This window comes from Streptomyces sp. NPDC018029, from assembly GCF_044327655.1.
Taxonomy (GTDB): domain Bacteria; phylum Actinomycetota; class Actinomycetes; order Streptomycetales; family Streptomycetaceae; genus Streptomyces.
This window is the reverse complement of sequence record NZ_JBIRFV010000001.1, coordinates 22,155-48,756: the sequence shown is the minus strand read 5'-3', so window position 1 is coordinate 48,756 and position 26,602 is coordinate 22,155. Positions and strand designations below refer to the sequence as shown.

General features: G+C 71.6%; 22 protein-coding genes and 1 pseudogene. 7 read left to right on the top strand and 16 right to left on the bottom strand.

Translation table 11 applies throughout. The features are described 5' to 3' along the window. Nucleotides 1–229: 229 nt before the first annotated feature. Nucleotides 230–1,087, top strand: coding sequence for a hypothetical protein (locus ACH4D5_RS00230; RefSeq protein WP_398296968.1), 858 nt, complete (start codon nucleotides 230–232; stop codon nucleotides 1,085–1,087). Between the two features lie 63 nt (nucleotides 1,088–1,150). On the opposite strand, the gene glnA is transcribed toward ACH4D5_RS00230, so the two are convergent. Further along, the gene (gene glnA / locus ACH4D5_RS00225) at nucleotides 1,151–2,560 is read right to left on the bottom strand and encodes a type I glutamate--ammonia ligase (protein ID WP_398298442.1); all 1,410 of its coding nucleotides are present in this window, start codon (nucleotides 2,558–2,560) and stop codon (nucleotides 1,151–1,153) included. A gap of 325 nt (nucleotides 2,561–2,885) precedes the next feature. Between glnA and ACH4D5_RS00220 the strand changes: the two genes are divergently transcribed. After that, the gene (locus tag ACH4D5_RS00220; RefSeq protein WP_398296966.1) at nucleotides 2,886–3,353 is read left to right on the top strand and encodes an RDD family protein; all 468 of its coding nucleotides are present in this window, start codon (nucleotides 2,886–2,888) and stop codon (nucleotides 3,351–3,353) included. A 14-nt stretch (nucleotides 3,354–3,367) separates the two neighbouring features. Here ACH4D5_RS00220 and ACH4D5_RS00215 read toward each other — a convergent pair whose 3' ends face one another. The 5 genes from ACH4D5_RS00215 to lipB form a co-directional block, all read right to left on the bottom strand. Then, complete coding sequence (locus tag ACH4D5_RS00215) at nucleotides 3,368–4,144, bottom strand: UdgX family uracil-DNA binding protein (RefSeq protein ID WP_398296964.1); 777 nt, start codon at nucleotides 4,142–4,144, stop codon at nucleotides 3,368–3,370. A 135-nt stretch (nucleotides 4,145–4,279) separates the two neighbouring features. Further along, nucleotides 4,280–4,987, bottom strand: coding sequence for a DUF4191 domain-containing protein (locus ACH4D5_RS00210; RefSeq protein ID WP_398296962.1), 708 nt, complete (start codon nucleotides 4,985–4,987; stop codon nucleotides 4,280–4,282). A 30-nt stretch (nucleotides 4,988–5,017) separates the two neighbouring features. Beyond that, on the bottom strand, nucleotides 5,018–5,224 hold the full coding sequence (locus tag ACH4D5_RS00205; RefSeq protein WP_365367177.1) for a hypothetical protein: 207 nt from the start codon (nucleotides 5,222–5,224) through the stop codon (nucleotides 5,018–5,020). 328 nt (nucleotides 5,225–5,552) lie between these two features. Further along, nucleotides 5,553–6,518, bottom strand: coding sequence for a lipoyl synthase (locus ACH4D5_RS00200; RefSeq protein WP_398296960.1), 966 nt, complete (start codon nucleotides 6,516–6,518; stop codon nucleotides 5,553–5,555). Nucleotides 6,519–6,710: 192 nt separating this feature from the next. Then, complete coding sequence (gene lipB, locus ACH4D5_RS00195) at nucleotides 6,711–7,508, bottom strand: lipoyl(octanoyl) transferase LipB (RefSeq protein ID WP_398296958.1); 798 nt, start codon at nucleotides 7,506–7,508, stop codon at nucleotides 6,711–6,713. 217 nt (nucleotides 7,509–7,725) lie between these two features. Here lipB and ACH4D5_RS00190 point away from each other — a divergent pair, with 217 nt between their 5' ends. Beyond that, nucleotides 7,726–9,171 (top strand): regulator, encoded by a 1,446-nt coding sequence (locus ACH4D5_RS00190; RefSeq protein ID WP_398296956.1) that lies wholly within the window; start codon nucleotides 7,726–7,728, stop codon nucleotides 9,169–9,171. A gap of 71 nt (nucleotides 9,172–9,242) precedes the next feature. Here ACH4D5_RS00190 and ACH4D5_RS00185 read toward each other — a convergent pair whose 3' ends face one another. Both ACH4D5_RS00185 and ACH4D5_RS00180 read right to left on the bottom strand, forming a co-directional pair. After that, nucleotides 9,243–10,529, bottom strand: a complete 1,287-nt coding sequence (locus tag ACH4D5_RS00185) for an NAD(P)/FAD-dependent oxidoreductase (RefSeq protein ID WP_398296954.1) — start codon at nucleotides 10,527–10,529, stop codon at nucleotides 9,243–9,245. Nucleotides 10,530–10,790: 261 nt separating this feature from the next. Further along, nucleotides 10,791–11,705 carry a TIGR01777 family oxidoreductase gene (locus ACH4D5_RS00180; protein ID WP_398296952.1) on the bottom strand — a complete coding sequence of 305 codons (915 nt, stop codon included), beginning with the start codon at nucleotides 11,703–11,705 and terminating at the stop codon, nucleotides 10,791–10,793. Nucleotides 11,706–11,782: 77 nt separating this feature from the next. Here ACH4D5_RS00180 and ACH4D5_RS00175 point away from each other — a divergent pair, with 77 nt between their 5' ends. Together ACH4D5_RS00175 and ACH4D5_RS00170 are read left to right on the top strand one after the other, a co-directional pair. Then, nucleotides 11,783–12,271, top strand: coding sequence for a GNAT family N-acetyltransferase (locus ACH4D5_RS00175; protein ID WP_398296950.1), 489 nt, complete (start codon nucleotides 11,783–11,785; stop codon nucleotides 12,269–12,271). A 65-nt stretch (nucleotides 12,272–12,336) separates the two neighbouring features. Continuing rightward, on the top strand, nucleotides 12,337–13,470 hold the full coding sequence (locus ACH4D5_RS00170) for a PP2C family protein-serine/threonine phosphatase (protein ID WP_398296948.1): 1,134 nt from the start codon (nucleotides 12,337–12,339) through the stop codon (nucleotides 13,468–13,470). Between the two features lie 3 nt (nucleotides 13,471–13,473). Here ACH4D5_RS00170 and ACH4D5_RS00165 read toward each other — a convergent pair whose 3' ends face one another. Further along, the gene (locus tag ACH4D5_RS00165) at nucleotides 13,474–14,106 is read right to left on the bottom strand and encodes a TetR family transcriptional regulator (protein ID WP_398296946.1); all 633 of its coding nucleotides are present in this window, start codon (nucleotides 14,104–14,106) and stop codon (nucleotides 13,474–13,476) included. Between the two features lie 118 nt (nucleotides 14,107–14,224). Here ACH4D5_RS00165 and ACH4D5_RS00160 point away from each other — a divergent pair, with 118 nt between their 5' ends. Beyond that, nucleotides 14,225–15,031, top strand: a complete 807-nt coding sequence (locus ACH4D5_RS00160) for an SDR family NAD(P)-dependent oxidoreductase (RefSeq protein ID WP_398296944.1) — start codon at nucleotides 14,225–14,227, stop codon at nucleotides 15,029–15,031. A 21-nt stretch (nucleotides 15,032–15,052) separates the two neighbouring features. On the opposite strand, the gene ACH4D5_RS00155 is transcribed toward ACH4D5_RS00160, so the two are convergent. Beyond that, nucleotides 15,053–15,574, bottom strand: a complete 522-nt coding sequence (locus ACH4D5_RS00155; RefSeq protein ID WP_398298440.1) for a DUF4240 domain-containing protein — start codon at nucleotides 15,572–15,574, stop codon at nucleotides 15,053–15,055. A gap of 134 nt (nucleotides 15,575–15,708) precedes the next feature. Here ACH4D5_RS00155 and ACH4D5_RS00150 point away from each other — a divergent pair. Further along, nucleotides 15,709–16,634: pseudogene (locus ACH4D5_RS00150) on the top strand (SDR family oxidoreductase). Between the two features lie 18 nt (nucleotides 16,635–16,652). Here the strand turns inward: ACH4D5_RS00150 and ACH4D5_RS00145 are convergent. The 6 genes from ACH4D5_RS00145 to ACH4D5_RS00120 all read right to left on the bottom strand — a co-directional run bounded on the left by ACH4D5_RS00145 (nucleotide 16,653) and on the right by ACH4D5_RS00120 (nucleotide 26,596). Then, nucleotides 16,653–17,624, bottom strand: a complete 972-nt coding sequence (locus ACH4D5_RS00145) for a helix-turn-helix transcriptional regulator (protein ID WP_398296942.1) — start codon at nucleotides 17,622–17,624, stop codon at nucleotides 16,653–16,655. Between the two features lie 116 nt (nucleotides 17,625–17,740). Further along, nucleotides 17,741–20,446 carry a pyruvate dehydrogenase (acetyl-transferring), homodimeric type gene (gene aceE / locus ACH4D5_RS00140; protein WP_398296940.1) on the bottom strand — a complete coding sequence of 902 codons (2,706 nt, stop codon included), beginning with the start codon at nucleotides 20,444–20,446 and terminating at the stop codon, nucleotides 17,741–17,743. Nucleotides 20,447–20,748: 302 nt separating this feature from the next. After that, nucleotides 20,749–21,372, bottom strand: coding sequence for a GntR family transcriptional regulator (locus ACH4D5_RS00135; protein WP_398296938.1), 624 nt, complete (start codon nucleotides 21,370–21,372; stop codon nucleotides 20,749–20,751). A gap of 139 nt (nucleotides 21,373–21,511) precedes the next feature. After that, nucleotides 21,512–23,302 (bottom strand): 2-oxoglutarate dehydrogenase, E2 component, dihydrolipoamide succinyltransferase, encoded by a 1,791-nt coding sequence (gene sucB, locus ACH4D5_RS00130; protein ID WP_398296936.1) that lies wholly within the window; start codon nucleotides 23,300–23,302, stop codon nucleotides 21,512–21,514. 63 nt (nucleotides 23,303–23,365) lie between these two features. Further along, nucleotides 23,366–24,754, bottom strand: a complete 1,389-nt coding sequence (gene lpdA, locus ACH4D5_RS00125) for a dihydrolipoyl dehydrogenase (protein WP_398296934.1) — start codon at nucleotides 24,752–24,754, stop codon at nucleotides 23,366–23,368. A 294-nt stretch (nucleotides 24,755–25,048) separates the two neighbouring features. Then, the gene (locus ACH4D5_RS00120) at nucleotides 25,049–26,596 is read right to left on the bottom strand and encodes a leucyl aminopeptidase (RefSeq protein WP_398296932.1); all 1,548 of its coding nucleotides are present in this window, start codon (nucleotides 26,594–26,596) and stop codon (nucleotides 25,049–25,051) included. Between the last annotated feature and the right edge of the window lie 6 nt (nucleotides 26,597–26,602).

Sequence of the window (26,602 nt, the reverse complement as noted above, 5' to 3'; positions counted from 1 at the left end):
GCCGAACGGCCGCGAGTCACGGTTTGGCGGGCGGGGAGGACAACTTGACGAATCCTGTCTCAGCCCTGGCCTGCGACTTCTACCGTATGGGCGGAACTTGACACTACAAGCCGGAGGAATCCCGTTGCCAGCTCCCGCCACCGCTCCTCAGCCCTCTGGCCCGCACAAGGAACTGACCGAAGCTCTGCAGGAACTGCACCGGGCCGCAGGCCGGTTGAGCTTCCGGAAAGTGAGCGAACTCATCGGTCGCCGGGAGGACCGGTTGTCGGCCGCGAGTCATGAGACCGTCCGCTCCGCGGTCAACGGGTTACGCGTGCCGCGCTGGGAGACCGTTCACGACATCGTCCTGGTGCTGGCGGGCCAGTGCAGTCCACCCCGCGACGAGACGTCGGAGACGGCCAGGTTTCTGCCGCTGTGGCGGGCGATCGGCGAAGGGGAGTCCGGAGCCCTGAAGTCGTTTCAGGAACTGCTCAATGGGGGCTGGGGAGGTGAGGACGGCCGCTGGACTCCGGAACTGTTCATGGGAACGCTGATCAACCCCTTCAGCGCCATCGAGATCCACCCCTCGCTGGCTGCACCGCACGAACCGCTGATCTCGGAAGACAACTGGGTCCACGGGATGCTGCGGATCATCGAGGAGCAGGGGGCCGAACACGCACTACGGATTCTGCTGCACCTGCTGAAGGGCGACTACGTCGGGGCGGACGAGGGCTCACCGTATGGATACCGCAACCCCGACCGGGAGGCATTGGAGGCGCAAGCGGCCTTTCAGTACGGCTGCCAGGAGATCCTCCGGCGCCTTAAGCGTGAGCCGAACCTCCTCGCGGAGTCGATCCGCGCGATGCGCGCCGACACGACGATGGACCGGGACGACAGGGCTGAGATGCTGGAGAACGAGTCCGATCCGAGCCTGATGCGCGAGGTGATGATCGTGACCCCCGACACCTGGAACGAGGTCTCAGAAGAGGCTCAGCACATGGTTTTCGGCTACCTGATCCAACAGATCAGCCCCGTACACCCGGTCGGCCCTCCGGGCTCGGACCGGTTCAGGATTGTCTGGAGGATCCCCGAACCGCTTGAAGAGTAGCCCGGCCACGCCGAAGGCCACCACCCTGGAGCAGGGCGGCGGCCTTCGTGCGGAATCCGTGATCTAGATGTCGAAGTAAAGCTCGAACTCGTGCGGGTGGGGGCGGAGCTGGATCGGGGCGATTTCGTTCGTGCGCTTGTAGTCGATCCACGTCTCGATCAGGTCGGACGTGAAGACGCCGCCCGCTTGGAGGTACTCGTTGTCCGCCTCGAGGGCGTCGAGAACCGCGGGGAGGGAGGTCGGGACCTGGGGGACGCCCGCGTGCTCCTCGGGGGCGAGCTCGTAGAGGTCCTTGTCGATCGGCTCGGCCGGCTCGATCTTGTTCTTGACGCCGTCGAGGCCCGCCAGGAGGAGCGCGGAGAAGGCGAGGTACGGGTTCGAGGACGGGTCCGGCGCGCGGAACTCGACGCGCTTGGCCTTCGGGTTCGAGCCCGTGATCGGGATACGCATGGCCGCCGAGCGGTTGCGCTGCGAGTAGACGAGGTTGACCGGGGCCTCGAAGCCGGGGACCAGGCGGTGGTAGGAGTTCACCGTCGGGTTGGTGAAGGCCAGCAGCGACGGGGCGTGCTTGAGGATGCCGCCGATGTAGTAGCGGGCGGTGTCCGAGAGGCCCGCGTAACCCTGCTCGTCGTAGAAGAGCGGGTCGCCGTTCGACCACAGCGACTGGTGGACGTGCATGCCCGAACCGTTGTCACCGAAGATCGGCTTCGGCATGAACGTCGCGGTCTTCTCGTTGCGCCAGGCGACGTTCTTCACGATGTACTTGAAGAGCATCAGGTCGTCAGCCGCCGCGAGCAGCGTGTTGAACTTGTAGTTGATCTCGGCCTGGCCCGCCGTGCCCACCTCGTGGTGCTGGCGCTCGACCTGGAGGCCGTTCTTGTCCAGCTCGAGGGAGATCTCGGCGCGCAGGTCGGCGAAGTGGTCGACCGGCGGGGCCGGGAAGTAACCACCCTTGTAGCGGACCTTGTAGCCGCGGTTGTTCTCGACCGCACCGGTGTTCCAGGCGCCGGCCTCGGAGTCGATGTGGTAGAAGCTCTCGTTCGCCGACGTCTGGAAGCGGACGTTGTCGAAGACGTAGAACTCGGCCTCCGGGCCGAAGTACGCCGTGTCGGCGATGCCGGTCGAGGCGAGGTACGCCTCCGCCTTCTTCGCCACGTTCCGCGGGTCACGGCTGTACTGCTCGCCCGTGATCGGGTCGTGGATGAAGAAGTTGATGTTGACGGTCTTGTCGCGGCGGAAGGGGTCCACGCGAGCCGTCGACAGGTCGGCGCGCAGCGCCATGTCGGACTCGTGGATGGCCTGGAAGCCACGGATCGACGAACCGTCGAAGGCCAGCTCCTCGTCCGGGTCGAACGCCGCCGCCGGGATCGTGAAGTGCTGCATCACACCGGGCAGGTCGCAGAAGCGGACGTCGATGAACTTGACGTCCTCGTCCGCGATGAACTTCTTCGCGTCGTCGGCGTTCTGGAACAACATCCAACTCCTCCTACTCCCGCCCGGGGCGGGACGGGGTTGCAGCTCGGGTTGCAGCTCGTCGTGCGGCCAGTGCGGTGGCACACGCTGGGACCCGACCATAAGGACGGGGGATTTCTCAAGCATGACCCATTTGTTTCGTCGAAGTTAACCGGAGGGCGGGGCATATCTGGCGGGCTCAGCTCCGTGTCCGGCGTATGCGGTCTTGTTTTCGGCCCCGCCCACCTCCGGGGAACACCCCGCCCACCTCCGGGGAACATCCCGCCCGTCCCCGGGGAACACCCCGCCCACCCCCGTGGAACAAGGGGCGCAGTACCTTTGACGGGTGGACAAGAGGCAAGCAATCGGATCGTGGCTGTCCGGCCCCCGCGCGGCCGCCGAGGAAGCCGGTGTCGACTTCGGATACCGGGGTCAGCAACTCGGCCTGCCCGAGGAGGGGCCTGGCTCGATCGCCCGTCCCGGCCGCCGCATCGGCGCCATCGCCGTCGACTGGGGCCTGTGCATGCTCATCGCATACGGTCTGTTCGCCGGCGGTGACCAGCAGGCGCTGGGCAACTGGGCCCTCGGGATCTTCTTCGTCATGAGCGTGCTGACCGTCGCCACGGTCGGCTGCACCCCGGGCAAGGCCCTCTTCCGGCTGCGCGTCATCGCCGAGGGCGGCGGGCGGCTCGCGCCGGGCTGGGTCCTGGTCCGCGGCATCCTGCTCTGCCTCGTCATCCCCGCCCTGATCTGGGACCGCGACGGCCGCGGCCTCCACGACCGCCTCTCCCGCGCCATCCAGATCCGCATCTGATCCAGGACCATCCTTTACGAGTGGTTCGTCCCGTGAAGGAATCGGGCTGCCACCCGTAGGTCTGACACAAGTCCCGCGTACGCCTCGTCCCTGTCCTTCGCGCGGAGCACCGCCGAAGGGTGCACGGTGGCGAGGAGGCGCCGGCCGTCCTCCTCCGCCTCCTCCCCGGCGGCCGCGAGCGGCAACTCCGGCTCCGGCCCCCTGTCCGTCGGAAGGGTGAGCAGCGCTCCCCGCGCCTCTGTCACCTTGAAAGAACTGCCCGGCAAGGACTTGCCCGCCGTCGCGCCGAGCGCCACGACCAGTTCCGGGTCCACCCGCCGCAGCTCGGCCGCCAGCCACGGGCGGCACGCGGTCAGCTCGCCGAGGCTGGGCGCCTTGTGGATACGGCGTTTGCGGCCCTTGGTGACCGGCGCGAACTTGAAGTGCTTGACCGCGTTGGTGAGGTACGCCTGGTCCTCCTCGATCCCCGCCTCGCCCAGCGCCGAACGGAGCAGGCGCCCGGCCGGGCCCACGAACGGCTCGCCGGCCCGATCCTCCTGGTCGCCCGGCTGCTCTCCGACCAGCATGAGGCGGGCATGGGCGGGGCCGGCGCCGAAGACGGTCTGCGTCGCGTCCGCGTACAACGGGCAGCCGCGGCAGTCGGCGGCCGCTCGGCGGAGCGCGGGGATCCCGCCCCGCGCGGGCACGTAGGCCGAAGCCCCGTCGGACCCCTTCCGTGCCCCGTCCGACCGGTTCCCGCCCGCCCGGTTCCTGTCCGACCGGTTCCCGCCCGTCTGGTTCCTGCTCGGCATGGCGCGCCTCCCTCCCGCCAGCGTCCCACCGGGCCCGCGCACCGGCCAACGGACGCACGAAGGCCCCGGAACCCATCGGTTCCGGGGCCTTCGTCCAGCGTAAGAAGGTGACGCCAGAAAGGGAGAAGCCGTCCGCTACTTCATCTTCGGGCCGCCGCGAGGCATCCGCATGCCCTTCGGCATCGGCCCCTTCGGCAACGGCATGTTCGACATGAGGTCCCCCATCGCCCGCAGACGGTCATTCGTCGCGGTGACCTGCGGGCCCGTGAGGACGCGCGGCAGCTTCAGGAGCGTCGTGCGCAGCTTCTTCAGCGAGACGGTGCCCTCGGTGGTGCCGACGATGACGTCGTGCACCGGGACGTCCGCCACGATGCGGGCCATCTTCTTCTTCTCGGCGGCCAGCAGGCCCTTCACGCGGTTCGGGTTGCCCTCCGCGACCAGGACGATGCCGGCCTTGCCGACGGTGCGGTGCACCACGTCCTGGCTGCGGTTCATCGCGACCGCGGGGGTCGTCGTCCAGCCGCGGCCGATCTTGTCGAGCACCGCGGCCGCCGCACCGGGCTGGCCCTCCATCTGCCCGAAGGCGGCGCGCTCGGCCCTGCGTCCGAAGACGATCGCCATCGCGAGGAAGGCGAGCAGGAAGCCGAGAATGCCCAGGTAGATCGGGTGACCCACCCAGAAGCCGATCGCGAGGAAGACGCCAAAGACGACGATTCCCACAGCCGCGATGATGAGACCGATCTTGGAGTCGGCCCGCCGGGTCATCTTGTAGGTCAGAGCGATCTGCTTGAGTCGCCCTGGCTCCGCGGCCGCATCCGCCGCGGTGGTTTCCTTCCTCGCCATGCCGAGAAGTCTACGTGGCCCCGGAGGCAACTACGACGTGCGGGTTGTCGTCACGGTCTCTTCGAGTACCCGCAGCGCCTCGACCCGGTCCTTGGCGCGGCGCCGGTCCTCCAGGACGGAAGTCCAGGCGTTGCGCCGTGCGGTGCGCTGGCCGCCGCTCATCAGCAGCGACTCGACGGCGCGCAGGGCGGTGGAGACGGACGGGATGGCGGTGGCGCGAACGGGCGCGGCCTGCATGATGGGGCCCTCCTGGAGAGCGGCTCGGGTGGGGGGAGCGGCTGGGGATGAGGCTGGGCTATGGGTAAGGCTCTACGTGCGGTAGTACCAGGGTCACTGATTGGTGTTACCAGGACGTGACCGACCGGTCAAACGCCGATGAAACCTTGATACGGGGGCCCAAAACGCTGACGCGGCCCATACGGTCCCGTTCACCTGCGGGGATCGTATGGGCCGCGTCATTACGGCCAGTACCGGGTGGTAGGCGCTTGTGCGCCGATTCACACAGTCGCTCCGTGCCCGGGCACGTGCCGGTGTCACACCGGTCCACGCCCGGCACGTGCCGGTGTCACACCGCCTGCGACGCCACGTACGCTCCGCGCTTCTCGATCGCCATCTGGTACAGGCGGCCCGCGCGGTACGAGGAGCGGACCAGCGGGCCCGACATCACGCCGGAGAAGCCGATCTGCTCGGCCTCCTCCTTCAGCTCCACGAACTCGGCGGGCTTCACCCAGCGCTCCACGGGGTGGTGGCGCGGCGTGGGACGCAGGTACTGGGTGATGGTGACGAGCTCGGTGCCCGCCTCGTGCAGCTGGCGCAGCGCCTCGCTGACCTCTTCGCGGGTCTCGCCCATGCCCAGGATCAGGTTGGACTTGGTGACCAGGCCGGCCTCGCGGGCCTTCGTGATGACCTCGAGGGACCGCTCGTAACGGAAGCCGGGGCGGATGCGCTTGAAGATGCGCGGCACCGTCTCGACGTTGTGCCCGAGGACCTCGGGGCGCGACGAGAAGACCTCGGCCAGCTGGTCCGGGTCGGCGTTGAAGTCGGGGATGAGGAGCTCGACCTTGGTGTAGCCCTCGGCGCGCTCCGCCGTCATGGCGTGGATCTGGCGCACCGTCTCGGCGTACAGCCAGGCACCGCCGTCCTCCAGGTCGTCGCGGGCGACGCCGGTGATCGTGGCGTAGTTCAGGTCCATCGTGACGACGGACTCGCCGACGCGGCGCGGCTCGTCGCGGTCGAGGGCCTGCGGCTTGCCGGTGTCGATCTGGCAGAAGTCACATCGCCGGGTGCACTGGTCGCCGCCGATGAGGAACGTGGCCTCGCGGTCCTCCCAGCACTCGTAGATGTTCGGACAGCCCGCCTCCTGGCAGACCGTGTGCAGACCCTCGCTCTTCACGAGTTTCTGGAGGGCGTTGTACTCAGGGCCCATCTTCGCCCGGGTCTTGATCCACTCGGGCTTGCGCTCAATGGGGGTCTGGGCGTTCCGGACCTCCAGGCGCAGCATCTTGCGTCCGTCGGGTGCGACTGCGGACACATCGGCTCCCTGTAGCTTCGATTCTTCGGCGTCCACCAGGGTACGCCCGTGATGTCATGGGGCTTACTTCCGGCCAACCTCTGGCCAACGGGGTGCATTCCCCGACGGCCGGAGCGGCCCTGTGCCGGGGTGCGTTCCCCGCGCCCGGGGCCGCCCTGTGCCCGGGATGCGTTCCCCGCGCCCGGGGCGTCCCTATGCGGAGGCGGGCTCCACGACGCGCGGCTTGAGCTCCGCGTTCTCCAGGACGTCCCGCAGGTGCCGCTCGGCGACCGGCAGCACGTCGGCGATGGTGATCTCGCGGTCCAGCTCGTACGCGAGGGACGTGACGCCCGCGTCGCGGATGCCGCACGGGATGATCCGGTCGAACCACGTGTTGTCCGGGTTCACGTTCAGCGAGAAGCCGTGCATCGTGACGCCCTTGGCGACCCGGATGCCGATGGCCGCGATCTTGCGGTCCTCGCGGCGCTGGCCCGCGTTGGACGGGGCGTACTCCGGGCCGTTGAACCGGGCGTCGAACTCGTCGTCCTGGAGGCGCGGGTCGAAGTCCAAGGAGAGCCCGCCGAGCGCGGGGCGCTGCTCCACCGGGTCGCCGAGGACCCACACGCCGCTGCGGCCCTCCACGCGCGTGGTCTCGAGGCCGAACTCCGCGCACGTCCGGATCAGCGCCTCTTCCAGGCGGCGCACGTGCGCCACGACGTCCACCGGGCGCGGCAGCTTCTGGATCGGATAGCCCACCAGCTGGCCGGGGCCGTGCCAGGTGATCTTGCCGCCGCGGTCCACGTCGATGACGGGAGTGCCGTCCAGCGGGCGCTCGCTGTCCTCGGTGCGGCGGCCCGCGGTGTAGACCGGCGGGTGCTCCAGGAGCAGGCAGGTGTCCGGGACCTCGTCGGCGAAGCGGGCGGCGTGCACACGGCGCTGCTCGTCCCACGCCTCCTGGTACTCCACGAAGTCCGGGCCGAAGCCCAGCCGGACGAACCGAAACTCACTCACGGCAGGTGCCTCCCTGAACATTCATCGTGCACATATCGCGCCCCTGCCACTGTACGGCCCCCCTCCGCCGGCAACCTCGGCCCGGGTTCCTCACACGATCGGATGAATGGCCGGAGAAGGCGCCTCCGCAGGCTGTGACGGCCGTTACATTCACGCCGTTCACGAGGCCATAAGGGCTGCTCAAGGCAGGCCCGAAAGGCAGGAGACCGCACAGCCGATGACGGAACGACCCCCGCAGCGCACTCCCAACCGCCAGCTAGCCGCTCTCATCTCGGAAGCCGGATTCTCCAATGCGGGCCTTGCCCGCCGCGTCGACCAACTGGGTCTCGAGCACGGCCTGGACCTGAGGTACGACAAGACATCCGTGACCCGCTGGCTCCGCGGCCAGCAGCCCAGGGGCACCACACCCGCGCTGATCGCCGAGGTCTTCACGAGACGCCTCGGCCGGCGCCTTTCCGCGCAGGACCTCGGGCTCGACGCGTGCGCTCCGGTGTACGCCGGTCTTGAATTCGCGGCCACCCCCGAGGAGGCCGTCGACATCGTCGGCGGACTGTGGCGCAAGGACTCCGGAAGCCACGCGGAGCTACGGAAGATCGCGTTCACCCCGGCCGGACTCGTGGTGCCGAGCCGGGACTGGCTGATCGGCCGCGCCGACGAACGCGTCGGACGCGGGGACGCCGACCCGTCCCACGCGCGCGTGCCCGCCCAGGGCCGCCCCGGAGTGCCCCGGCAGCGGCAGGGCCCCGAGCGCGGCCCGGGACAGCGGGTCAGCAGCGGCGACATCGCCGCGCTGCGCTCCGTGGGCGAGCTCTTCCGCGCGCTCGACCACGCGTACGGCGGCGGGCACGCCCGGCAGGCCCTCGTCCGCTATCTGGAGCACGAGGCCGAGCCGATGCTGCGCGGCGTCTACGGCGAACAGGCCGGGCGGCGGCTCTTCGCGGCCGCCGCCGACCTGACCCGCCTCGCGGGATGGACGTCGTACGACATCGCGGCCCACGGCCTCGCCCAGCGGTACTACGTCCAGGCGCTGCGCCTGGCGCAGGCCGCGGGCGACCGGGCGTACGGCTCGTACGTCCTGGTCACGATGAGCCGCCAGGCCGTCTACCTCGGCCACGGGCGCGAGGCCGTGCAGCTCGCGCGGGTCGCCCAGCAGGGCGTCGGCTCCGCGGCGCCGCACGTCGTGCAGGCCCTGCTGTACGCCGCCGAGGCGCGCGGGCACGGGGTGCTCGGCGAGGTGCGGGCCTGCACCGCGGCGCTCGGCCGGGCCGAGCGGTCCCTCGAGGCGGCGCGGCCCGGCGACGAGGTGCCGTACTGGGCGCGGTTCTTCGACGAGGCGCAGCTGGCGGACGAGCTGGGACACAGCTACCGCGACCTCCAGCAGTACCGCGCGGCGGCCCAGTACGCCGAGCGCTCCCTCCAGCTGCGCGCCCCCGCCTTCGCGCGCAGCCGGCTGTTCTGCCGGGTCGTCCTCGCCACCGCGCGGCTCGGCCTCGGCGAGCTGGAGGCCGCCTGCCAGCTGGGCGCCGAGGCGGCGCAGGCGGCGGGGGAGATGCGGTCCGCGCGGGCGCACGAGTACGTACGCGAATTCGAGCGCCGTCTTGAGCCCTACCGCGACGCGGCCCCCGTGCGGGGATACCGGGACAAGGTCGCCGCGCTGGGGTGAGGCGCACGGGGAGAAGCCCCCGCGTGGGGGGCGCGGGGGCTTCCGGGGGAGCGGGACCGGGGACCGGAGGGTCAGGCGGCGGTGGGCAGGGGCTCCTGGGTGTACGAGGAGTCGATGCCGAAGTCGGTGAGGACGGCGTGGGCCGCGCGCCGCCCCGAGTGCAGGGCGCCCTGGACGGTGCTGGTGTCGCGGTGGTCGCCGCAGACGTAGAGCCCGGAGAGCAGCCGCACCGGGCGCCGCACGTCGTGCGGGGGCGGCATCGCGGGTACGGCCTCGCGGGTGTGGTGGACGGCGAGCGTCTCCCAGCGGTCGGTCGGCGTCCCGTACAGCGTGGCGAGGTGCGCGCGGACGGCGGGCTCGTCCGGCGGCGGGCCGAGGACCGTCGAGGAGACGAGGACGCGGTCGGCGGGCGCGCGCGACGGGTCGACCCGGCTGATGACCGCGGTGTGGGCCACCGGGCCCGCACGGTCCGCGTCCAGGAGCAGCGCGGGCCCGTCGAGCGGCGGCTCGGGTGCCGTGTGGTGGACCACCGTCACCTCGTGGAAGGGCGGCACGCGCAGGCCGGGCAGGAGGTCGGCGGCGGCGCGCGCGTCAGTGGCGAGGAGGACGGCGCGGCAGGCGATCTCGCCGTGCTCGGCGGTCCTGACGGAGCTCGTGGAGACCGAGGTGACGCGGACGCCGGTGCGGACCACGCCGGGCGGCAGGGCCCCGGCGAGCAGCTCGGGCAGGACGTCCGCGCCGCCTTCCGGCAGGCAGAGGCGGCCGCGGGCGAAGGCGTGCAGGGCGAGGTCCGCGCACCGGCTCGACGTGGTCAGGCCCGGGTCGCAGAGGAGCGCGGAGAGCAGCGGGCGCAGGAAGCCGTCGATGGTGCGGGCGGGCAGCCCGCGCGCGGAGAGGGCGTCCGCCGCCGGGAGTTCGGGCCGGGCCAGGAGGCGCTCGACGGGGGTCGCGGCGATGCGGGCGAGGGCGGCGCCGAGCCGGGCCTGGTCCAGGGGGGCGCTCGTGAGGGCGCGCGCCGCCGTGAGTGCGCCCCTTGCGCTCCGTCCGGGCAGTCGCTCGACGGCGCGGTGCCTGCGGCCCTCGCTGTGCACGAGGAGGCCGGGCGCGAAGGGGCGCAGGACGAGGGAGTCGAGTCCCGGGGTCCTGCGCAGTTCCGGATACGAGGTGGTGAGGAGTTGGCCGATTCTGTCGAGCCGGAATCCGTCGATCTTCTCGGTCGACATCCGGCCGCCGACGTAAGGGGCGGCCTCCAGGACCACGGTCATGACACCGGCGCTGGTCAGCCGGTGCGCTGCCGAGAGCCCGGCGGCCCCGGCTCCCACGATGACGACATCCGCATGGTGCGCATGCTCTGGCACGTGCCCCTCCCGAGGTCGCGCGGCTGCTGGGGTGCTGATGCCCCCAACAGGGCTCCGGAATACCCGAGTTCGGCACGAGGGTAGGAGCGGTTCCGGTCAGAAGGAGTCGCGCATCGACCGGGCACGGTCGCACGCCGGTCGCACAGTGGTCACGTCCGGAGGCCTTCGGTCCCTTTCCGTCAGGGGCGTACGCCGGAGACATCCCCGTCGGCACCCGCCCCGGAGCGGCCGCGTCCGGTCACCGCGGCCGGCCAGGGCGCCTCACCTCAGCGCCGCCCGGATCGACTCCTCGATGCCGGGGAACGCGAAGGTGAAGCCCGACTCCAGGAGCCGCGTCGGGAGCACCCGCTGGCTGCCGAGGACGTCCCCCGCCATCTCACCGAGCACCACACGCAGCGCGGGCGCGGGCGCGGTGAAGAGGGTGGGCCTGCGCAGCACCCGCCCCATCGCCGCCGTCACCTCGCGGTTGGTGCGCGGCTCGGGCGCCGTGAGGTTGAACGGACCCGACAGCGTCTCCGTGTCGATCAGGTGCCGCAGCGCGGCCACCTCGTCGTGCAGGGAGATGTGGCTCCAGTACTGCCGGCCGTCGCCGAGGCGCCCGCCGAGCCCCGCCTTGAAGAGCGGGAAGAGCCGGCCCCAGGCGCCGCCCCCGCGGCCGACCACGAGGCCGTTGCGGGCGAAGACGGTACGGATGCCGGCCTCCTGGGCCGCGGCCGCGGCGGCCTCCCACTCGACGCACAGCGACGGCAGGAAGCCCCTCCCGGCCGGGGCGCTCTCGTCCACCGCCCGCGAGCCGGTGTCTCCGTAGTAGCCGATCGCGCTGGCGTTCACGAACACCCGCGGCGGCTCGTCCAGCGAGGCCACGGCGGCGGCGAGCGTGCCGGTGCCGAGCACCCTGCTGTCCCTGAGCTCCCGCTTGTAGGCGGCCGTCCAGCGGTGGTCCCCGATGCCCGCGCCCGCCAGATTGACGACCGCGGTGCAGCCCGCGAGCCCGGCCTTGTCGACGAACCCCTCCTGGGGGTCCCAGCGCACCTCGTCCTTGCCCCGCGGCGCCCTGCGCACCAACCGCACCACGTCGTGCCCGTCGGCGGTCAGGGAGCGCGTGAGCGCCGTACCGATGAGCCCGGAGGCGCCGGTCACGGCGACGCGCGAGTGTGTGGTTTCCATGCGTTCCATCCTGCCCCGGGAAACCGCGCGGGCGCCCGCTCCGCGCGGCCGACGTGGCGGCGATCCGGCCGCCGTACAGTGGCGTCATGCCGGACATGCACATACGTACCGCACGGCCCGAGGACGACGACGCGCTCGCCCGTCTCGACCGTGCCACCTGGTCCACGCTGCACGCGGTCCAGCCCCGCCCCGAGCCGCCCTACGAACCCTTCTTCAACGACCGCTTCGGGCCCCGCGACCACCTGGTCGGCGAGGTGGACGGGCGGATCGTCGGCTATGTGAAGCTCGGCTTCCCCACCCCGCTGCTCGTCAACGCGCACGTGCGCCAGATCCAGGGCTTCGTCGTCGCCGAGGAGGTGCGCGGCCGGGGCGTCGGCAGACGGCTGCTCCGGGCGGCCATGGACGAGGCCCGCCGTCAGGGCGCGGTGCGCATCACCCTGCGGGTCCTCGGCCACAACACCCCCGCCCGCAAGCTCTACGAGGCGGAGGGCTTCGTCATCGAGGGCGTGCTGCCCGGCGAGTTCCTGCTGGACGGCGCGTACGTCGACGACGTCCTCATGGGCCGTCCCCTCTGACCGGCGAATGACCCGACGGACCTGCCCGGCGTGCGGGGGCGCCGCGGTCGTAGGAGCGTGAAGGGATGATCAGGGCTGCGGCCAGACGGCGAGACGCGGAACAGCGCGACTGGCTGCTGCGTGGCACACCGCCCCCGCCCTGGGTGCGCTGGCCCCCGCCGCTGCTCCTCCTCGCGATCGTCCTCGTCCAGCTGGTCACCCCGAAGACGCTCGACCTCAGCTTCCTGGTCGCGGCCGTCCCGCCGCTGGCCGCCCTGTCGTACGGGCCCGCCGCGACGGCCCTCGTCGGGGGCGTCGTGGTCCTGCTGCTCTCCCTGCCGCACTTCGGCCTCGGCCACCCGGGCAACAGCGACGCGCTGACGATCACCTTCATCGCGGTGCTCAGCGTGCTCTTCGCCTGGGTGCGCAGCCGCCGCGAGGCCCAGCTCGTGACCGTCCGCACGGTCGCCGAGGCGGCCCAGTTCGCGGTCCTCCCACCGCTGCCGGAACGGGTCGGCAGGGTGCGGTTCGCGGGCCTGTACCAGGCGGCGGAGCACGAGTCGCTGGTCGGCGGCGACTTCTTCGACGTACGCAGAGGGCCGCACGGGGTGCGCGCCCTCATCGGCGACGTGCGGGGCCACGGCCTGGAGGCGGTCGGCACGGTCGCCGCGCTGCTCGGCGCGTTCCGCGAGGCGGTCATCGACAAGGCGGACCTGGAAGGGGTCGCCGCCCAGCTCGACCGCAGGCTCGTCGTGGACTCCGAGGGCGAGGAGCACGCCGAACTGTTCGCGACGGCGGTGCTCCTGGAGTTCCCCGACGACGCCTCCGTCGTACGCGTCGTCTCCTGCGGACACCCGCCGCCCCTGCTGCTGCGCGGCCCCGAGGTCACCGAGCTGGACGTGACCGCCGGCGCGCCGCTCGGCCTGGGCATCGCGGGCGTCGCCCCGCCCGAGGGACTGACCGTGCCGCTGCTCGCCGGTGACCTGCTGTTCGGCCTGACCGACGGCGTGAGCGAGGCACGGGACGCGTCCGGCGCGTTCTACCCCCTGGACGAGCGCCTCACCGCGCTGCTCAAGGCGGACCCGGCGCTGCTGGACGACCCGGCGGGGCTCGTGGAGCAGGTGTGGGCGGACGTGGTGCGGTACGCGGGGCGCGTACGGGACGACGTGACGATGATGGTGTTCGCGCCGGGCCCGCTCACCTCCGCGCAGCAGGCGTGACGGTCAGCGGTCCCAGCCGCCCATCAGCCCCCGCAGGCACCGCACCGCGAGCTCCGCGGGGCAGCCCGGGCCCGTGACGTCCGCGTCCGACTCGGCCCACACCTCCAGGGCGATCCGGATCGCGTCGGTCGCCGCGGCGGCCGCGACGCGGACCTCCAGCGGCCGCACCCCCTCGCCCGCGAGCTCCGCGACGACGGGCCGCAGCCGTTCCTCCGACTCCTGGTTCACGCGGTACCAGACCGCGCGCAGCGCCGGGTCGCCGGCGGCCGCGCGGAGCAGCCCGCGGACCTGCCGCAGCCCGGCCGCGGCGGCCTCGTCCCGGGCGGCGAGCGCCTCGGCGATCGCGCCCCGAAGGGCCTCGGGAAGTGCCACGCCCGGCTCGCTCCCCGCCAGCAGCGCACGCCACCGTTCCCCGCCGACGGCGAGCAGCGGGCCCACCGCGTCCTGCTTGGTGCGGAAGTACCGGTAGAAGGTGCGCAGCGCGACCCCGGCCCGGCCCGCGATGGCCTCGGCCGTGGTGCCGTCGGTCCCGTGCGCGGTGAAGAGCTCGGCCGCGGCGTGCGCGATCTCCAGCTGGGTGGCCAGCTTGCGGCGCTCCGTGAGGGAGAGGGGCGGGGGCGGCGACTGGTTGCTCACGCGCCGAAGCCTACGCCGAACGCGCCAGAAAGGCTTGGATAGGCAATGTGGCACAACGTGCCACCTGGGCGTACCGTGTATCGGGAAAGCACCACAGTCGCGAGAGCGGGAGTACGCCATGCAGAGCGCCACGCAGACCCTGAACCGTTACGAGGGGCGCCGCGCCCTGGTCACCGGCGGTGGCTCCGGCATCGGCCAGGCGACCGTCCTGCGCATGCTGGCCGAGGGCGGCAGCGTCGTCGCCGCCGACGTCAGCGAGGACGGCCTCAAGGACACCGTGACCAAGGCGGGAACGAACGCGGAGCGCCTCACCACCGTGGTCGTGAACATCGCCGACGAGGCCTCGGTCCACGCGGGCGTCGCCGCCGCCACGGCCGCGCTCGGCGGTCTGGACGTCCTCGTCAACGCCGCGGGCATCCTGCGCTCCTCGCACACCCACGAGACCACCCTCGACGCCTTCAACCAGGTCATAGGCGTCAACCTCACCGGCACCTTCCTGATGATCCGGGAGGCGATCCCCGCCCTGCTCGAGGGCGACAACGCCGCCGTCGTGAACTTCAGCTCCACGTCCGCGATGTTCGCCCACCCGTACATGGCGGCGTACGCGGCGAGCAAGGGCGGCATCCAGTCCATGACGCACGCGCTGGCCGCCGAGTACGGCAAGCAGGGCATCCGCTTCACCGCCGTGCAGCCCGGCTCCATCTCCTCCGGCATGACGGACGGCTCCGGCGCCAGCAGGCAGAGCGTCGGCCCCGGCCTGCCCGAGGACGCCGACATGAGCCTGTTCGTGAAGCTCGCGCCCGCCCTCGGCCAGGGCTTCGCAGGCCCCGAGACCGTCGCCTCCGTCGTCGCCATGCTCGCCTCGGACGACGGCCGCTTCATCACCGGCACGGAGATCCGCATCGACGGCGGCACGCACTTCTGACGGCTGGACCCCGAGCAGGCCTCAGTCGGCCATGAAGCGGTCCCACAGCTTCGGGTACCGCTCCGCGAGCACCGCCTCGTTCTCGAGGTCGAGCGGGGTGCCCTCCGGTTCGGCGGGGGCGGGCGGGATGCCGAGGTCCGGGGTGTCGAGGCCGGTGAGCTGCTCGTACGCCTCGTCCGCGGCGTACCCGAGCTCCTCGCCGTCCCCGTCGAGCTCCTCGTCGAACTCGTCCAGGAGGTCGGCGAGCGCGTCCGGATCGTGCACCGCGCCCTCGTAGACCGCCCTACCCTGCCCGATCAGCCAGCACCGGAAGTAGTCGAAGGCGTCGTCGCTTGCGCCGCCGAGCAGCACCGAGGCCGCGCCCCACAGATCCCAGCGGTAGGCGCGGTTGTAGCGGGCCTCGAAGTGACGGGCGAAGTCGAGGACCGAGTCCGGGTCGGACTGCAGCAGTCTCTCGACGAGCAGCTCGGCGTGGTCCTCGGGGTCGCCGTCGGCGGCCTCGCGGGTGCTGTCCACGATCTCCCAGAACTCCGTCTCGTCCATCACGGGTCCAGCATCGGTCCTGGGGAGTGGGGGCGCACGCGGAGTGCGCCGGAATGCGGCTGTGTCGTTATGCGCGCACATGCCCGTGGAAAGACCGACAGGAGATGTCCCCTTTTGGTGGCAGCCTCGCGGGCATGGACACCACCCAGACCCTGACCGGGAAGATCGCCCTCGTCGCGGGCGCCACCCGCGGCGCGGGCCGCGCCATGGCCGTGGAGCTCGGCCGCGCCGGAGCCACCGTGTACGTGACGGGCCGCACCACCCGCGAGCACGCCAGCGAGAGCGGCCGGACCACCGAGACCATCGAGGAGACCGCCGAACTCGTCGACGCGGCCGGCGGCAAGGGCGTCGCCGTGCCCACCGACCACCTGGAGCCGGAGCAGGTGAAGGCCCTCGCCGACCGGATCGACGAGGAACAGGGCCGCCTGGACATCCTCGTCAACGACATCTGGGGCGGCGACATCCACGTCGAGTGGGACAAGAAGATGTGGGAGCACGACCTCGACAAGGGACTGCGCATCCTGCGCCTCGGCATCGAGACCCACATCGTCACCAGCCGGTACGCGCTGCCGCTCCTCATCAGGAACCCCGGCGGCCTCGTCGTCGAGGTCACCGACGGCACCGCGGAGTACAACGGCCCCCACTACCGCAAGCCCTTCTACTACGACCTCGCCAAGGCCGCCCCGCTGCGCATGGCGCGCGACCTCGCCGAGGAGGTCGAGGAGTACGGCTGCACGGCGCTCTGTCTGACCCCCGGCTGGCTGCGCTCCGAAGCGATGCTCGACACCCACTTCAAGGTCACCGAGGAGGACTGGCGGGCGGGCTGCGAGCAGAACCCGCACTTCGCGACTCCGAGACGCCGACGTTCGTCGGCCGGGCCCTCGTCGCGCTCGCCGCCGACCCCGAGGTGGCCCGCCACAACGGCGCGTCGCTCTCCAGCGGCGGCCTCGCCAAGGAGTACGGCTTCACGGACGTGGACGGCTCGCGGCCCGACGCCTGGCGGTACATCACGGAGGTCGACCAGGAGAGCCCCACGGCGGACGTCACCGGCTACCGGTAGGGCCCCGGCAGGAGAGCGTCAGCGGTAGAGCGCCGCCGTCCGCGCCGCCGCGTCCGCGAAGCGGGCGCGCAGGCTCAGCGGCTCCAGCACCTCCACCTCCGGGCCGAGCGCCATGAGCTGCGTGTACGCCACGTCCTCGTTCTCGACGGGCAGGGTGACCGTCACCCGGCCCGCCGCGTCCGGCTCGCCCGCCGACTCCATCCCCTCGCGGGCGACGACGCGGTCGGTGGCGTACGGCAGCTGCCGCACGCCCGCCTCGGAGAGCCGCACCACGACCTCGGCCCGCAGGATCGCCCGCGCGAACTGCGCCGCCCGCTCCTCCCAGAACCCCGGCAGGTCGAACTCCTCGTCCCGCACGAACCGCTCCTCGCCGGCCTCCACCGCGGTGAACCGGTCGATGCGGTACACGCGGTACGCCCCGGAGTCGGGCACCCGCGCGCACAAGTACCAGACGCCCGCCTTGAGCACGAGGCCGTACGGCTCCAACTCCCGCTCCACCTCGGCCTCCTGGCGGCGGTAGCGGGCCGTCACGCACCGGTCGTCCCAGACCGCGTCCGCCACCGCGGGCAGCAGCTCCGGGGCGGGCGTCTCCTTGAACCAGCCAGGCGCGTCCAGGTGGAACCGCTGCGAGGCGTTCTGCGAGGCGTCCCGCAGCGACGGCATGAGCGCCGCCGACACCTTGAGCCGGGCCGCGGACGCCGCGTCCGCGAGCCCCATCTCGCGCAGCGCGCCCGGCACCCCGGAGAGGAAGAGCGCCTCGGCCTCGCTGCGGCCGAGCCCGGTCAGGCGGGTGCGGTAGCCGCCGACCAGCCGGTAGCCCCCGGTGCGCCCCCGGTCGGCGTAGACGGGCACGCCCGCCTCGGACAGCGCCTGCGCGTCGCGCGTGATGGTCCGCTCGGACACCTCGAGCTCCGCGGCCAGCTCGGCGGCGGTCATGGAGGGCCGTGCCTGGAGCAGGAGCACCATCTTGATGAGGCGGGCAGCGCGCATGGGTCCATGATGCCGCCCACGCAAACACCCGCCCGCCCGTTCACCGCGAAGCGGGCGAACGGGCGGGCGGGTGGGGGACATCCGCCGCGAAGCGGCGGGTCAGTGCTCCCGAAGACTCACAGACCGTACTTGGCCCGTGCCTCCTTCACCGCGGACGCGGGCACCTCGCCGCGGCGGGCGAGCTGCGCCAGCGCGGCGACGACGATCGACTCGGCGTCGACACCGAAGTGGCGGCGCGCGGCCTCACGCGTGTCGGAGAGGCCGAAGCCGTCCGCGCCGAGCGAGGAGTAGTCCTGCTCGACCCACTGCGCGATCTGGTCGGGGACCTGACGCATGTAGTCGGAGACGGCGAGCACGGGGCCCTGCGCACCCTCGAGTGCCTTGCGCACGTAGGGGACGCGCTCCTCGCCGCGCAGCAGCGCCTCGTCCGCCTCCAGGGCGTCACGGCGCAGCTCGGTCCAGGACGTCGCGGACCACACGTCGGCGGCCACGCCCCACTCCTCGGCGAGCATCTTCTGGGCCTTGAGGGTCCAGTGGATGGCCGTGCCGGAGCCGAGCAGCTGGATGCGCGCGGCGTTGGCGGCGGGGGAGAGGCCGGCGGACTCCGCCGTGTTGAAGCGGTAGAGGCCGCGCACGATGCCTTCGTCGACACCCGCAGGCTTCGCGGGCTGCGGCATGGGCTCGTTGTAGACGGTGAGGTAGTAGAAGACGTTCTGGTCCTCGCCGGGGGCCGCCTCGCCGTACATGCGGCGCAGGCCGTCCTTGACGATCGCCGCGATCTCGTACGCGAACGCCGGGTCGTACGTCAGCGCGGCCGGGTTCGTCGCGGCGATCACCGGTGAGTGACCGTCCGCGTGCTGCAGACCCTCACCCGTCAGCGTCGTACGGCCGGCGGTGGCGCCGACGAGGAAGCCGCGGCCGAGCTGGTCGCCGAGCTGCCACATCTGGTCGGCCGTGCGCTGCCAGCCGAACATCGAGTAGAAGATGTAGAAGGGGATCATCGCTTCGCCGTGCGTCGCGTACGACGTGGACGCGGCGATGAAGTCCGCCATCGAACCGGCCTCGGTGATCCCCTCGTTGAGGATCTGGCCGTCCTTGGCCTCCTTGTAGTACATCAGCTGGTCGCGGTCGACCGGCTCGTACGTCTGGCCCTTCGGCGAGTAGATGCCGAGCGACGGGAAGAGCGACTCCATGCCGAAGGTGCGCGCCTCGTCGGGGACGATCGGCACCCAGCGCTTGCCGGTCTGCTTGTCGCGTACCAGATCCTTGACCAGGCGTACGAACGCCATGGTCGTCGCCACCGACTGCGAGCCGGAGCCCTTGTCGAAGGAGGCGAACGTCTTGTCCGCGGCGGCCGGCAGCGGGGCCAGCGGCTGCGTGCGGCGGGCCGGGGCCGGGCCGCCGAGGGCCGCGCGGCGCTCCTGGAGGTAACGGACCTCGGGGGAGTCGGCGCCGGGGTGGCCGTAGGGCACCTGGCCGTCGACGAAGGCGCTGTCGGGGATCGGCAGACCCAGCAGGTCCCGCATGTCCTTGAACTCGTCCACCGTCAGCTTCTTCATCTGGTGGTTGGCGTTCTTGGACTCGAAGCCCTTGCCGAGGGTGAAGCCCTTGACCGTCTGCGCGAGGATCACGGTCGGCGCGCCCTTGTGGGTGAGCGCCGCACGGTAGGCCGCGTACACCTTGCGGGCCTCGTGGCCGCCGCGCGAGAGGTGGAAGCACTCGCTGATCTTGTCGTCCGTGAGCAGCTTGCCCAGCTCGACGAGCGCGGGCTCGGAGCCGAAGAAGTGCTCGCGGATGTAGGCGGCGTCGCGCGTCGCGTACGTCTGGAACTGCGCGTCCGGCACCTCGCGGAGGCGGCGGACCAGCGCGCCCGTGGTGTCGAGCTGGAACAGCTCGTCCCAGGCGTTGCCCCACAGGACCTTGATGACGTTCCAGCCGGCGCCGCGGAACTGCGCCTCCAGCTCCTGCACCACGCGGAAGTTGGCGCGGACCGGGCCGTCGAGGCGCTGCAGGTTGCAGTTGATGACGTACGTGAGGTTGTCGAGGCCCTCACGCGCGGCCAGTGCGAGGGCCGCCGTCGACTCGGGCTCGTCCATCTCGCCGTCACCCAGGAACGCCCACACGTGCGAGGCGGAGACGTCCTTGATGCCGCGGTTGGTGAGGTACCGGTTGAAGCGCGCCTGGTAGATGGCGGAGAGCGGGCCCAGACCCATGGAGACGGTCGGGAACTCCCACAGCCAGGGCAGGCGGCGCGGGTGCGGGTACGACGGGAGGCCGTTGCCGCCGGCCTCCTGGCGGAAGTTGTCGAGCTGCGCCTCGTTCAGGCGGCCGTCGAGGAAGGCGCGGGCGTAGATGCCGGGGGAGGCGTGGCCCTGGATGTAGAGCTGGTCACCGGAGCCGGGGGCGTCCTGGGATTCCTTGCCCTTGAAGAAGTGGTTGAAGCCGGTCTCGTACAGCCAGGCCGCGGACGCGAAGGTCGCTATGTGGCCGCCGACGCCGTGCTTCGAACCGCGGGTGACCATCGCGGCCGCGTTCCAGCGGTTCCACGCGGTGATCTTCCGCTCCATCTCCTCGTCACCGTCGATGGACGGCTCCGCGGAGGTGGGGATCGTGTTGACGTAGTCCGTCTCGAGGAGCTTGGGCAGCGCCAGGCCCGCGCCCTCGGCACGCTCCAGCGTGCGGCGCATCAGGTACGCGGCACGGTGCGGCCCGGCCGCCTGAGTAACGGCGTCCAGGGAGGCCTGCCATTCGGCGGTCTCCTCGGGGTCGCGGTCCGGGAGCTGGTCGAGCTCGCTCGGCTGGATTGCGGAGGGGTCGGTCATTGCGCCGCCTTCCTGAGTCGGAGGGGGTCCCCTGTTTCGGTAAGGGGTGGGGGTGCCCGATGTCTTTGGCAGGACAGGGCGTGAGGCTCTGGTGCGGAATCGTTTGTGTGGCTCCGCCACAGGGCCATCGACGACTGTAAGCCCGTGATCGATGATCGATCAAAGCGTTGAGCGAAAAACTTCCCCAGATCGCGAAAGTCGGCATCCGGTGCCAGCAAAGCGGGCACGCGGTGCCTTCGATTTGAAGGGTTTACGCAGGTGGGAGCACGTCTGCGGACCTGCGCCCACGGATGAGCGCGGGCTCAGGCCCGCGGCGCGCAGCCGAGCACGTGCGCCTTCACCAGGTCGGCGATGGCGGGGTCGCGGCGGCGGAAGGCGGAGACCAGTTCCTCGTGCTCCTCCGCGTACGACTGCTGGACCGTGCCCAGCCAGCGGATGGACAGCGCCGTGAAGACCTCGATGCCGAGCCCCTCCCAGGTGTGCAGGAGGACCGAGTTGTCCGCGGCCCGCACCAGCTCCCGGTGGAAGGCGACGGTGTGCCGCACCTGCCCGGTGCCGTCCGACGCGCGGTCCGCCTCGTAGAGGGCCGCGACGTGGGGCTCCAGGGCCGAGCAGTCCGCGGCGAGCCGCTCCGCCGCCAGCTCGGCCGCGATGGCCTCGAGACCGGCCCGGACGGGGTAGCTCTCCTCCAGGTCGGCGGCCGTCAGATTGCGTACGCGTACACCCTTGTTGGGCGCCGATTCGATGAGCCGCAGCGTCTCCAGCTCGCGCAGCGCCTCGCGGACCGGGGTCTGCGAGACCTCCAGCTCCACCGCGATCCGGCGCTCCACGATGCGCTCGCCCGGCTTCCAGCGCCCGCTGACGATCCCCTCCACGATGTGCTCGCGGATCTGTTCGCGCAGCGAGTGAACGACGGGCGCGGTCATGAGAGCTCCTCCGGCAGGGGCTGCGGGCCCCAAGGGCGTGTGACCCCTAGACAATACGGCGACGCCCCCGCCCGGATAACTCCGGACGGGGGCGTACGCGCTGATGAGACGAGTGTTACAGCCTCACGCGGAGGGCGGACTACAGGCCGAGCTCGACCTCGAACTCGCCCGCCTCCAGGATCGCCTTGACCGCGGTCAGGTAGCGGGCGGCGTCGGCGCCGTCCACCAGACGGTGGTCGTAGGAGAGCGACAGGTACGTCATGTCACGGACGGCGATGGTCTCGCCGAGGTCCGGGTGGTTGATGACGACCGGACGCTTCACCGTGGCACCGATGCCGAGGATCGCGGCCTGGTTCGGCGGCACGATGACCGTGTCGAACAGGGCGCCGCGCGAACCGGTGTTGGAGATCGTGAAGGTGGCGCCGGACATGTCGTCCGGGGTGAGGCCACCGCCACGGGCCTTGCCGGCCAGCTCGGCGGTCTTCTTGGAGATGCCGGCGATGTTCAGGTCGCCGGCGCCCTTGATGACCGGCGTCATCAGACCCTTCTCGGCGTCCACGGCGATGCCGATGTTCTCCGAGTCGAAGTACGTGATGGTGCCTTCGTCGTCGTTGATCCGGGCGTTGATGACCGGGTGGGCCTTCAGCGCCTGGGCGGCGGCCTTGACGAAGAACGGCATCGGCGAGAGCTTGACGCCCTCACGGGCCGCGAAGGAGTCCTTCGCCTTGGCGCGCAGCTTCATCAGCTTGGTGATGTCGACCTCGACGACCGAGGTCAGCTGGGCCTGCGAGTGCAGCGCCTTCATCATGTTGTCGCCGATGACCTTGCGCATGCGGGTCATCTTGACGGTCTGGCCGCGGAGCGGGGAGACCTCCAGGGCCGGGGCCTTCGGCGCGGCGGCCGGCGCGGCGGCGGCCGGAGCCGGAGCCGACTTCTTGGCCTCGGCGGCGGCGATGACGTCCTGCTTGCGGATGCGACCGCCGACACCGGAACCGGTGACCTCGGAGAGGTTCACGCCGTTCTCGGAGGCGAGCTTACGGACCAGCGGGGTCACGTAGGCACCGTCGTCGGCCGGGGTGGCCTGCGCCGGGGCGGCCGGGGCCGCGGGCTGCGCCGGAGCGGGAGCCGGAGCAGCGGGCTTGGCCGGAGCCGGGGCCGGAGCCTGAGCCGCGGGCTGGGCCGGAGCGGCCGGGGCCTGGGCGGCGGGCTGCGCGGGAGCCGGGGCGGCCTCCTGCTTCGGGGCCTCCTGCTTGGGGGCCTCCTGCTGCGCGGGGGCGGCCGGGGCCTCCTCCTTGGCCGGGGCCGGAGCGGCACCGGGCGCACCGATGACGGCGAGCTTGGCGCCGACCTCGGCGGTCTCGTCCTCACCGACGACGATCTCGAGCAGCACGCCCGCGACCGGCGAGGGGATCTCGGTGTCGACCTTGTCCGTCGAGACCTCCAGGAGGGGCTCGTCGGCCGCGACCTCCTCGCCGACCTCCTTCAGCCAGCGGGTGACGGTGCCCTCGGTGACGGACTCGCCGAGCGCGGGCAGGGTGACCTCGGTGCCCTCGGCGGCGCCGCCGCCGGACGGGGCGGGGGCCTCCTGCTTCGGGGCCTCCTCCTGCGCGGGGGCGGCCGGGGCCTCCTCCTGGGCAGGGGCGGCCGGGGCCTCGGCCTGCGCCGGGGCGGCCGAACCGCCCGCGTCGCCCGAGCCGTCGTCGATGACGGCGAGCTCGGCGCCGACCTCGACGGTCTCGTCCTCGGCGACCTTGATGGAGGCCAGGATGCCGGCGGCGGGGGAGGGGATCTCGGTGTCGACCTTGTCGGTCGAGACCTCGAGCAGCGGCTCGTCGGCCTCGACGCGCTCGCCCTCGGCCTTCAGCCAACGGGTGACAGTGCCCTCGGTGACGCTCTCGCCGAGCGCCGGAAGGGATACGGAAACCGCCATGGTTTCAGTTGCTCCTTACGAAAATTGCGGAAAGTCTGGTCGTCGCGCCCGAGTGACCGAAGGTCAGTCGTGGGAGTGCAGCGGCTTGCCCGCCAGTGCCAGGTGGGCCTCGCCGAGCGCCTCGTTCTGCGTCGGGTGGGCGTGGATGAGCTGGGCGACCTCGGCCGGCAGCGCCTCCCAGTTGTAGATCAGCTGGGCTTCGCCGACCTGCTCACCCATGCGGTCGCCGACCATGTGGACGCCGACCACGGCACCGTCCTTGACCTGGACGAGCTTGATCTCGCCCGCGGTCTTCAGGATCTTGCTCTTGCCGTTGCCCGCGAGGTTGTACTTGAGGGCGACGACCTTGTCCGCGCCGTAGATCTCCTTGGCCTTGGCCTCGGTGATGCCCACGGAGGCGACCTCGGGGTGGCAGTACGTCACCCGGGGCACGCCGTCGTAGTCGACCGGGACGGTCTTGAGGCCGGCCAGGCGCTCCGCCACCAGCATGCCCTCGGCGAAGCCGACGTGCGCGAGCTGGAGGGTCGGCACCAGGTCGCCCACGGCCGAGATGGTCGGGACGTTGGTCTGCATGTACTCGTCGACGAGGACGTAGCCGCGGTCCATCGCGACGCCCTGCTCCTCGTAGCCGAGGCCCTGCGAGACCGGGCCGCGGCCGATGGCGACCAGGAGGACCTCGGCCTCGAAGGTCTTGCCGTCGGCGAGAGTGACGCGCACGCCGTTCTCGGTGTACTCGGCCTTCTCGAAGAACGTGCCGAGGTTGAATTTGATGCCGCGCTTGCGGAAGGCGCGCTCAAGAAGCTTGGAGCTGTTCTCGTCCTCGACGGGCACGAGGTGCTTGAGGCCCTCGATGACCGTGACGTCGGTCCCGAAGGACTTCCACGCCGAGGCGAACTCGACGCCGATGACGCCGCCGCCCAGGATGATCGCGGACTCCGGGACGCGGTCCAGGGTCAGCGCGTGGTCCGAGGAGATGATGCGGTTGCCGTCGATCTCCAGGCCCGGCAGCGACTTCGGCACGGAGCCGGTCGCGAGGAGCACGTGACGGCCCTGGACGCGCTGGCCGTTCACATCCACCGAGGTCGGCGACGAGAGCTTGCCCTCGCCCTCGATGTACGTCACCTTGCGGGAGGCGACGAGGCCCTGGAGGCCCTTGTACAGGCCGGAGATCACGTCGTCCTTGTACTTGTGGACGGCCGCGATGTCGATGCCCTCGAAGGTGGCCTTCACGCCGAACTGGTCGGCCTCGCGCGCCTGGTCGGCGATCTCGCCGGCGTGCAGCAGCGCCTTCGTGGGGATGCAGCCGTTGTGCAGGCAGGTGCCGCCGAGCTTGTTCTTCTCGATCAGGGCGACGTCCAGGCCCAGCTGCGCTCCGCGCAGCGCCGCGGCGTAACCGCCGCTACCACCGCCGAGGATCACTAGGTCGAAAACGGTGCTGGCGTCGTTCGCCACGTCACGTCCTCCATGCATGTGCGCCGGACGCCGGACCCCTTTTCGCTGGGGACGACCGGTCGGTCGGCTGGTATTCGGCCGCTCTTGTTTCGGCCCTTTGGTGGGGGCCCTGTCCTGCCGAGAACCCATCTTCGCACTTGTCGCCGACAGACGGGACGCCGGGCCAGGCTGTGAGACGTCGGATCGACCGTCTCCAGGGCCTTGTGTTGCGTACGAACGTACGGATTTCGTTCAGGGCGAAATCGCCGAGGGCCCCGGACACCAGACGGGTCCGGGGCCCTCGGCACGTACGGATCAGCCCAGGTCGCCCGCGGCGGTGTGCTCGGCGAGCCGGACCAGGGTGCGGACCGCGGAGCCGGTGCCGCCCTTGGGGGTGTAGCCGTAGGGGGCGCCCTCGTGGAAGGCCGGGCCCGCGATGTCCAGGTGGGCCCAGGTGATGCCCTCGCCGACGAACTCCTGGAGGAAGAGGCCGGCGACCAGGCCGCCGCCCATGCGCTCGCCCATGTTGGCGATGTCGGCGGTGGGGGAGTCCATGCCCTTGCGCAGGTCGGCGGGGAGCGGCATCGGCCAGGAGGGCTCGCCGACCTCCTCGGCGACCTCGTGGACCGACGTACGGAAGGCGTCGTCGTTCGACATGATGCCGAAGGTGCGGTTGCCGAGCGCCATCATCATGGCGCCGGTCAGCGTCGCCACGTCGACGATCGCGTCGGGCTCCTCCTCGGAGGCCTTGGCGATCGCGTCGGCGAGGACCAGGCGGCCCTCGGCGTCGGTGTTGAGGACCTCGACGGTCTTGCCGCTGTACATGCGCAGGACGTCGCCGGGGCGGGTCGCGGAGCCGGACGGCATGTTCTCGGCGAGCGCCAGCCAGCCGGTGACGTTCACCTCCAGGCCGAGGCGCGCGGCGGCGACGACGGCGGCGAAGACCGCGGCGGCACCGGCCATGTCGCACTTCATGGTCTCGTTGTGACCGGCGGGCTTCAGCGAGATGCCGCCCGAGTCGTACGTGATGCCCTTGCCGACGTAGGCGAGGTGCTTCTTCGCCTTGGAGTGCGTGTACGACAGCTTCACCAGGCGCGGCGGGGCGTCCGAGCCCGCGCCGACGCCGAGGATGCCGCCGTAGCCGCCCTTGGCGAGGGCCTTCTCGTCGAGCACCTGGACCTTGATGCCGTGCTCCTTGGCCGCGGCCTGGGCGACGGCGGCGAAGGCCTCGGGGCTGAGGTCGTTCGGCGGGGTGTTGACCAGGTCGCGGGCGCGGTTCAGCTCCTGGGCGACGGCGGTGGCGCGCTCGATCGCGGCCTTGTACGCCTTGTCGCGGGGCTTGGCGCCGAGCAGCACGGCCTCGGCCAGCGGGGCCTTGGCGTCCTTGCCGTTCTTCTTCGTGGCCTTGGTGTCGGCCTGGTCCTTGTACGCGTCGAAGGAGTACGAGCCGAGGAGGGCGCCCTCCGCGACGGCGCCTGCGTCGTCGGCGTCCTCGACGGGCAGCGCGAACGCGGCCTTCTTCGCACCGGTCAGCGCGCGGGCGGCGGCACCCGCGGCGCGGCGCAGCGCGTCCGTGCCGTACGTCTCGTCCTTCTCCGGGACCCCGCCGAGACCGACCGCGACGACGACCGGCGCCTTGAAACCGGACGGCGCGGGGAGCTTCGTCACCTCGCCCTCACCGCCCGAGGCGCCGAGGGTCTCCAGGACGGACGCGAGCTTGCCGTCGTACGCCTTGTCCACGGCCTCGGCGCCGGGGGCGACGACCAGGCCCCCCTTGGATCCAGCGCCCTTCGCGACACCGACGACGATCGCGTCGGCGCGCAGGCCGGTCGCGGCGGCGGTGCTGAGAGTCAGAGCAGTCACGGTGGT

Bases quoted from the DNA above. Each gene is read 5' to 3' on its own strand.
- sucB (WP_398296936.1), bottom strand. From the start codon at position 23,302: ATGGCGGTTTCCGTATCCCTTCCGGCGCTCGGCGAGAGCGTCACCGAG.
- ACH4D5_RS00175 (WP_398296950.1), top strand. From the start codon at position 11,783: ATGCCGGACATGCACATACGTACCGCACGGCCCGAGGACGACGACGCG.
- ACH4D5_RS00155 (WP_398298440.1), bottom strand. From the start codon at position 15,574: ATGGACGAGACGGAGTTCTGGGAGATCGTGGACAGCACCCGCGAGGCC.
- ACH4D5_RS00170 (WP_398296948.1), top strand. From the start codon at position 12,337: ATGATCAGGGCTGCGGCCAGACGGCGAGACGCGGAACAGCGCGACTGG.
- aceE (WP_398296940.1), bottom strand. From the start codon at position 20,446: ATGACCGACCCCTCCGCAATCCAGCCGAGCGAGCTCGACCAGCTCCCG.
- ACH4D5_RS00160 (WP_398296944.1), top strand. From the start codon at position 14,225: ATGCAGAGCGCCACGCAGACCCTGAACCGTTACGAGGGGCGCCGCGCC.
- ACH4D5_RS00210 (WP_398296962.1), bottom strand. From the start codon at position 4,987: ATGGCGAGGAAGGAAACCACCGCGGCGGATGCGGCCGCGGAGCCAGGG.
- ACH4D5_RS00190 (WP_398296956.1), top strand. From the start codon at position 7,726: ATGACGGAACGACCCCCGCAGCGCACTCCCAACCGCCAGCTAGCCGCT.
- ACH4D5_RS00180 (WP_398296952.1), bottom strand. From the start codon at position 11,705: ATGGAACGCATGGAAACCACACACTCGCGCGTCGCCGTGACCGGCGCC.
- ACH4D5_RS00135 (WP_398296938.1), bottom strand. From the start codon at position 21,372: ATGACCGCGCCCGTCGTTCACTCGCTGCGCGAACAGATCCGCGAGCAC.
- ACH4D5_RS00145 (WP_398296942.1), bottom strand. From the start codon at position 17,624: ATGCGCGCTGCCCGCCTCATCAAGATGGTGCTCCTGCTCCAGGCACGG.
- ACH4D5_RS00205 (WP_365367177.1), bottom strand. From the start codon at position 5,224: ATGCAGGCCGCGCCCGTTCGCGCCACCGCCATCCCGTCCGTCTCCACC.
- ACH4D5_RS00215 (WP_398296964.1), bottom strand. From the start codon at position 4,144: ATGCCGAGCAGGAACCAGACGGGCGGGAACCGGTCGGACAGGAACCGG.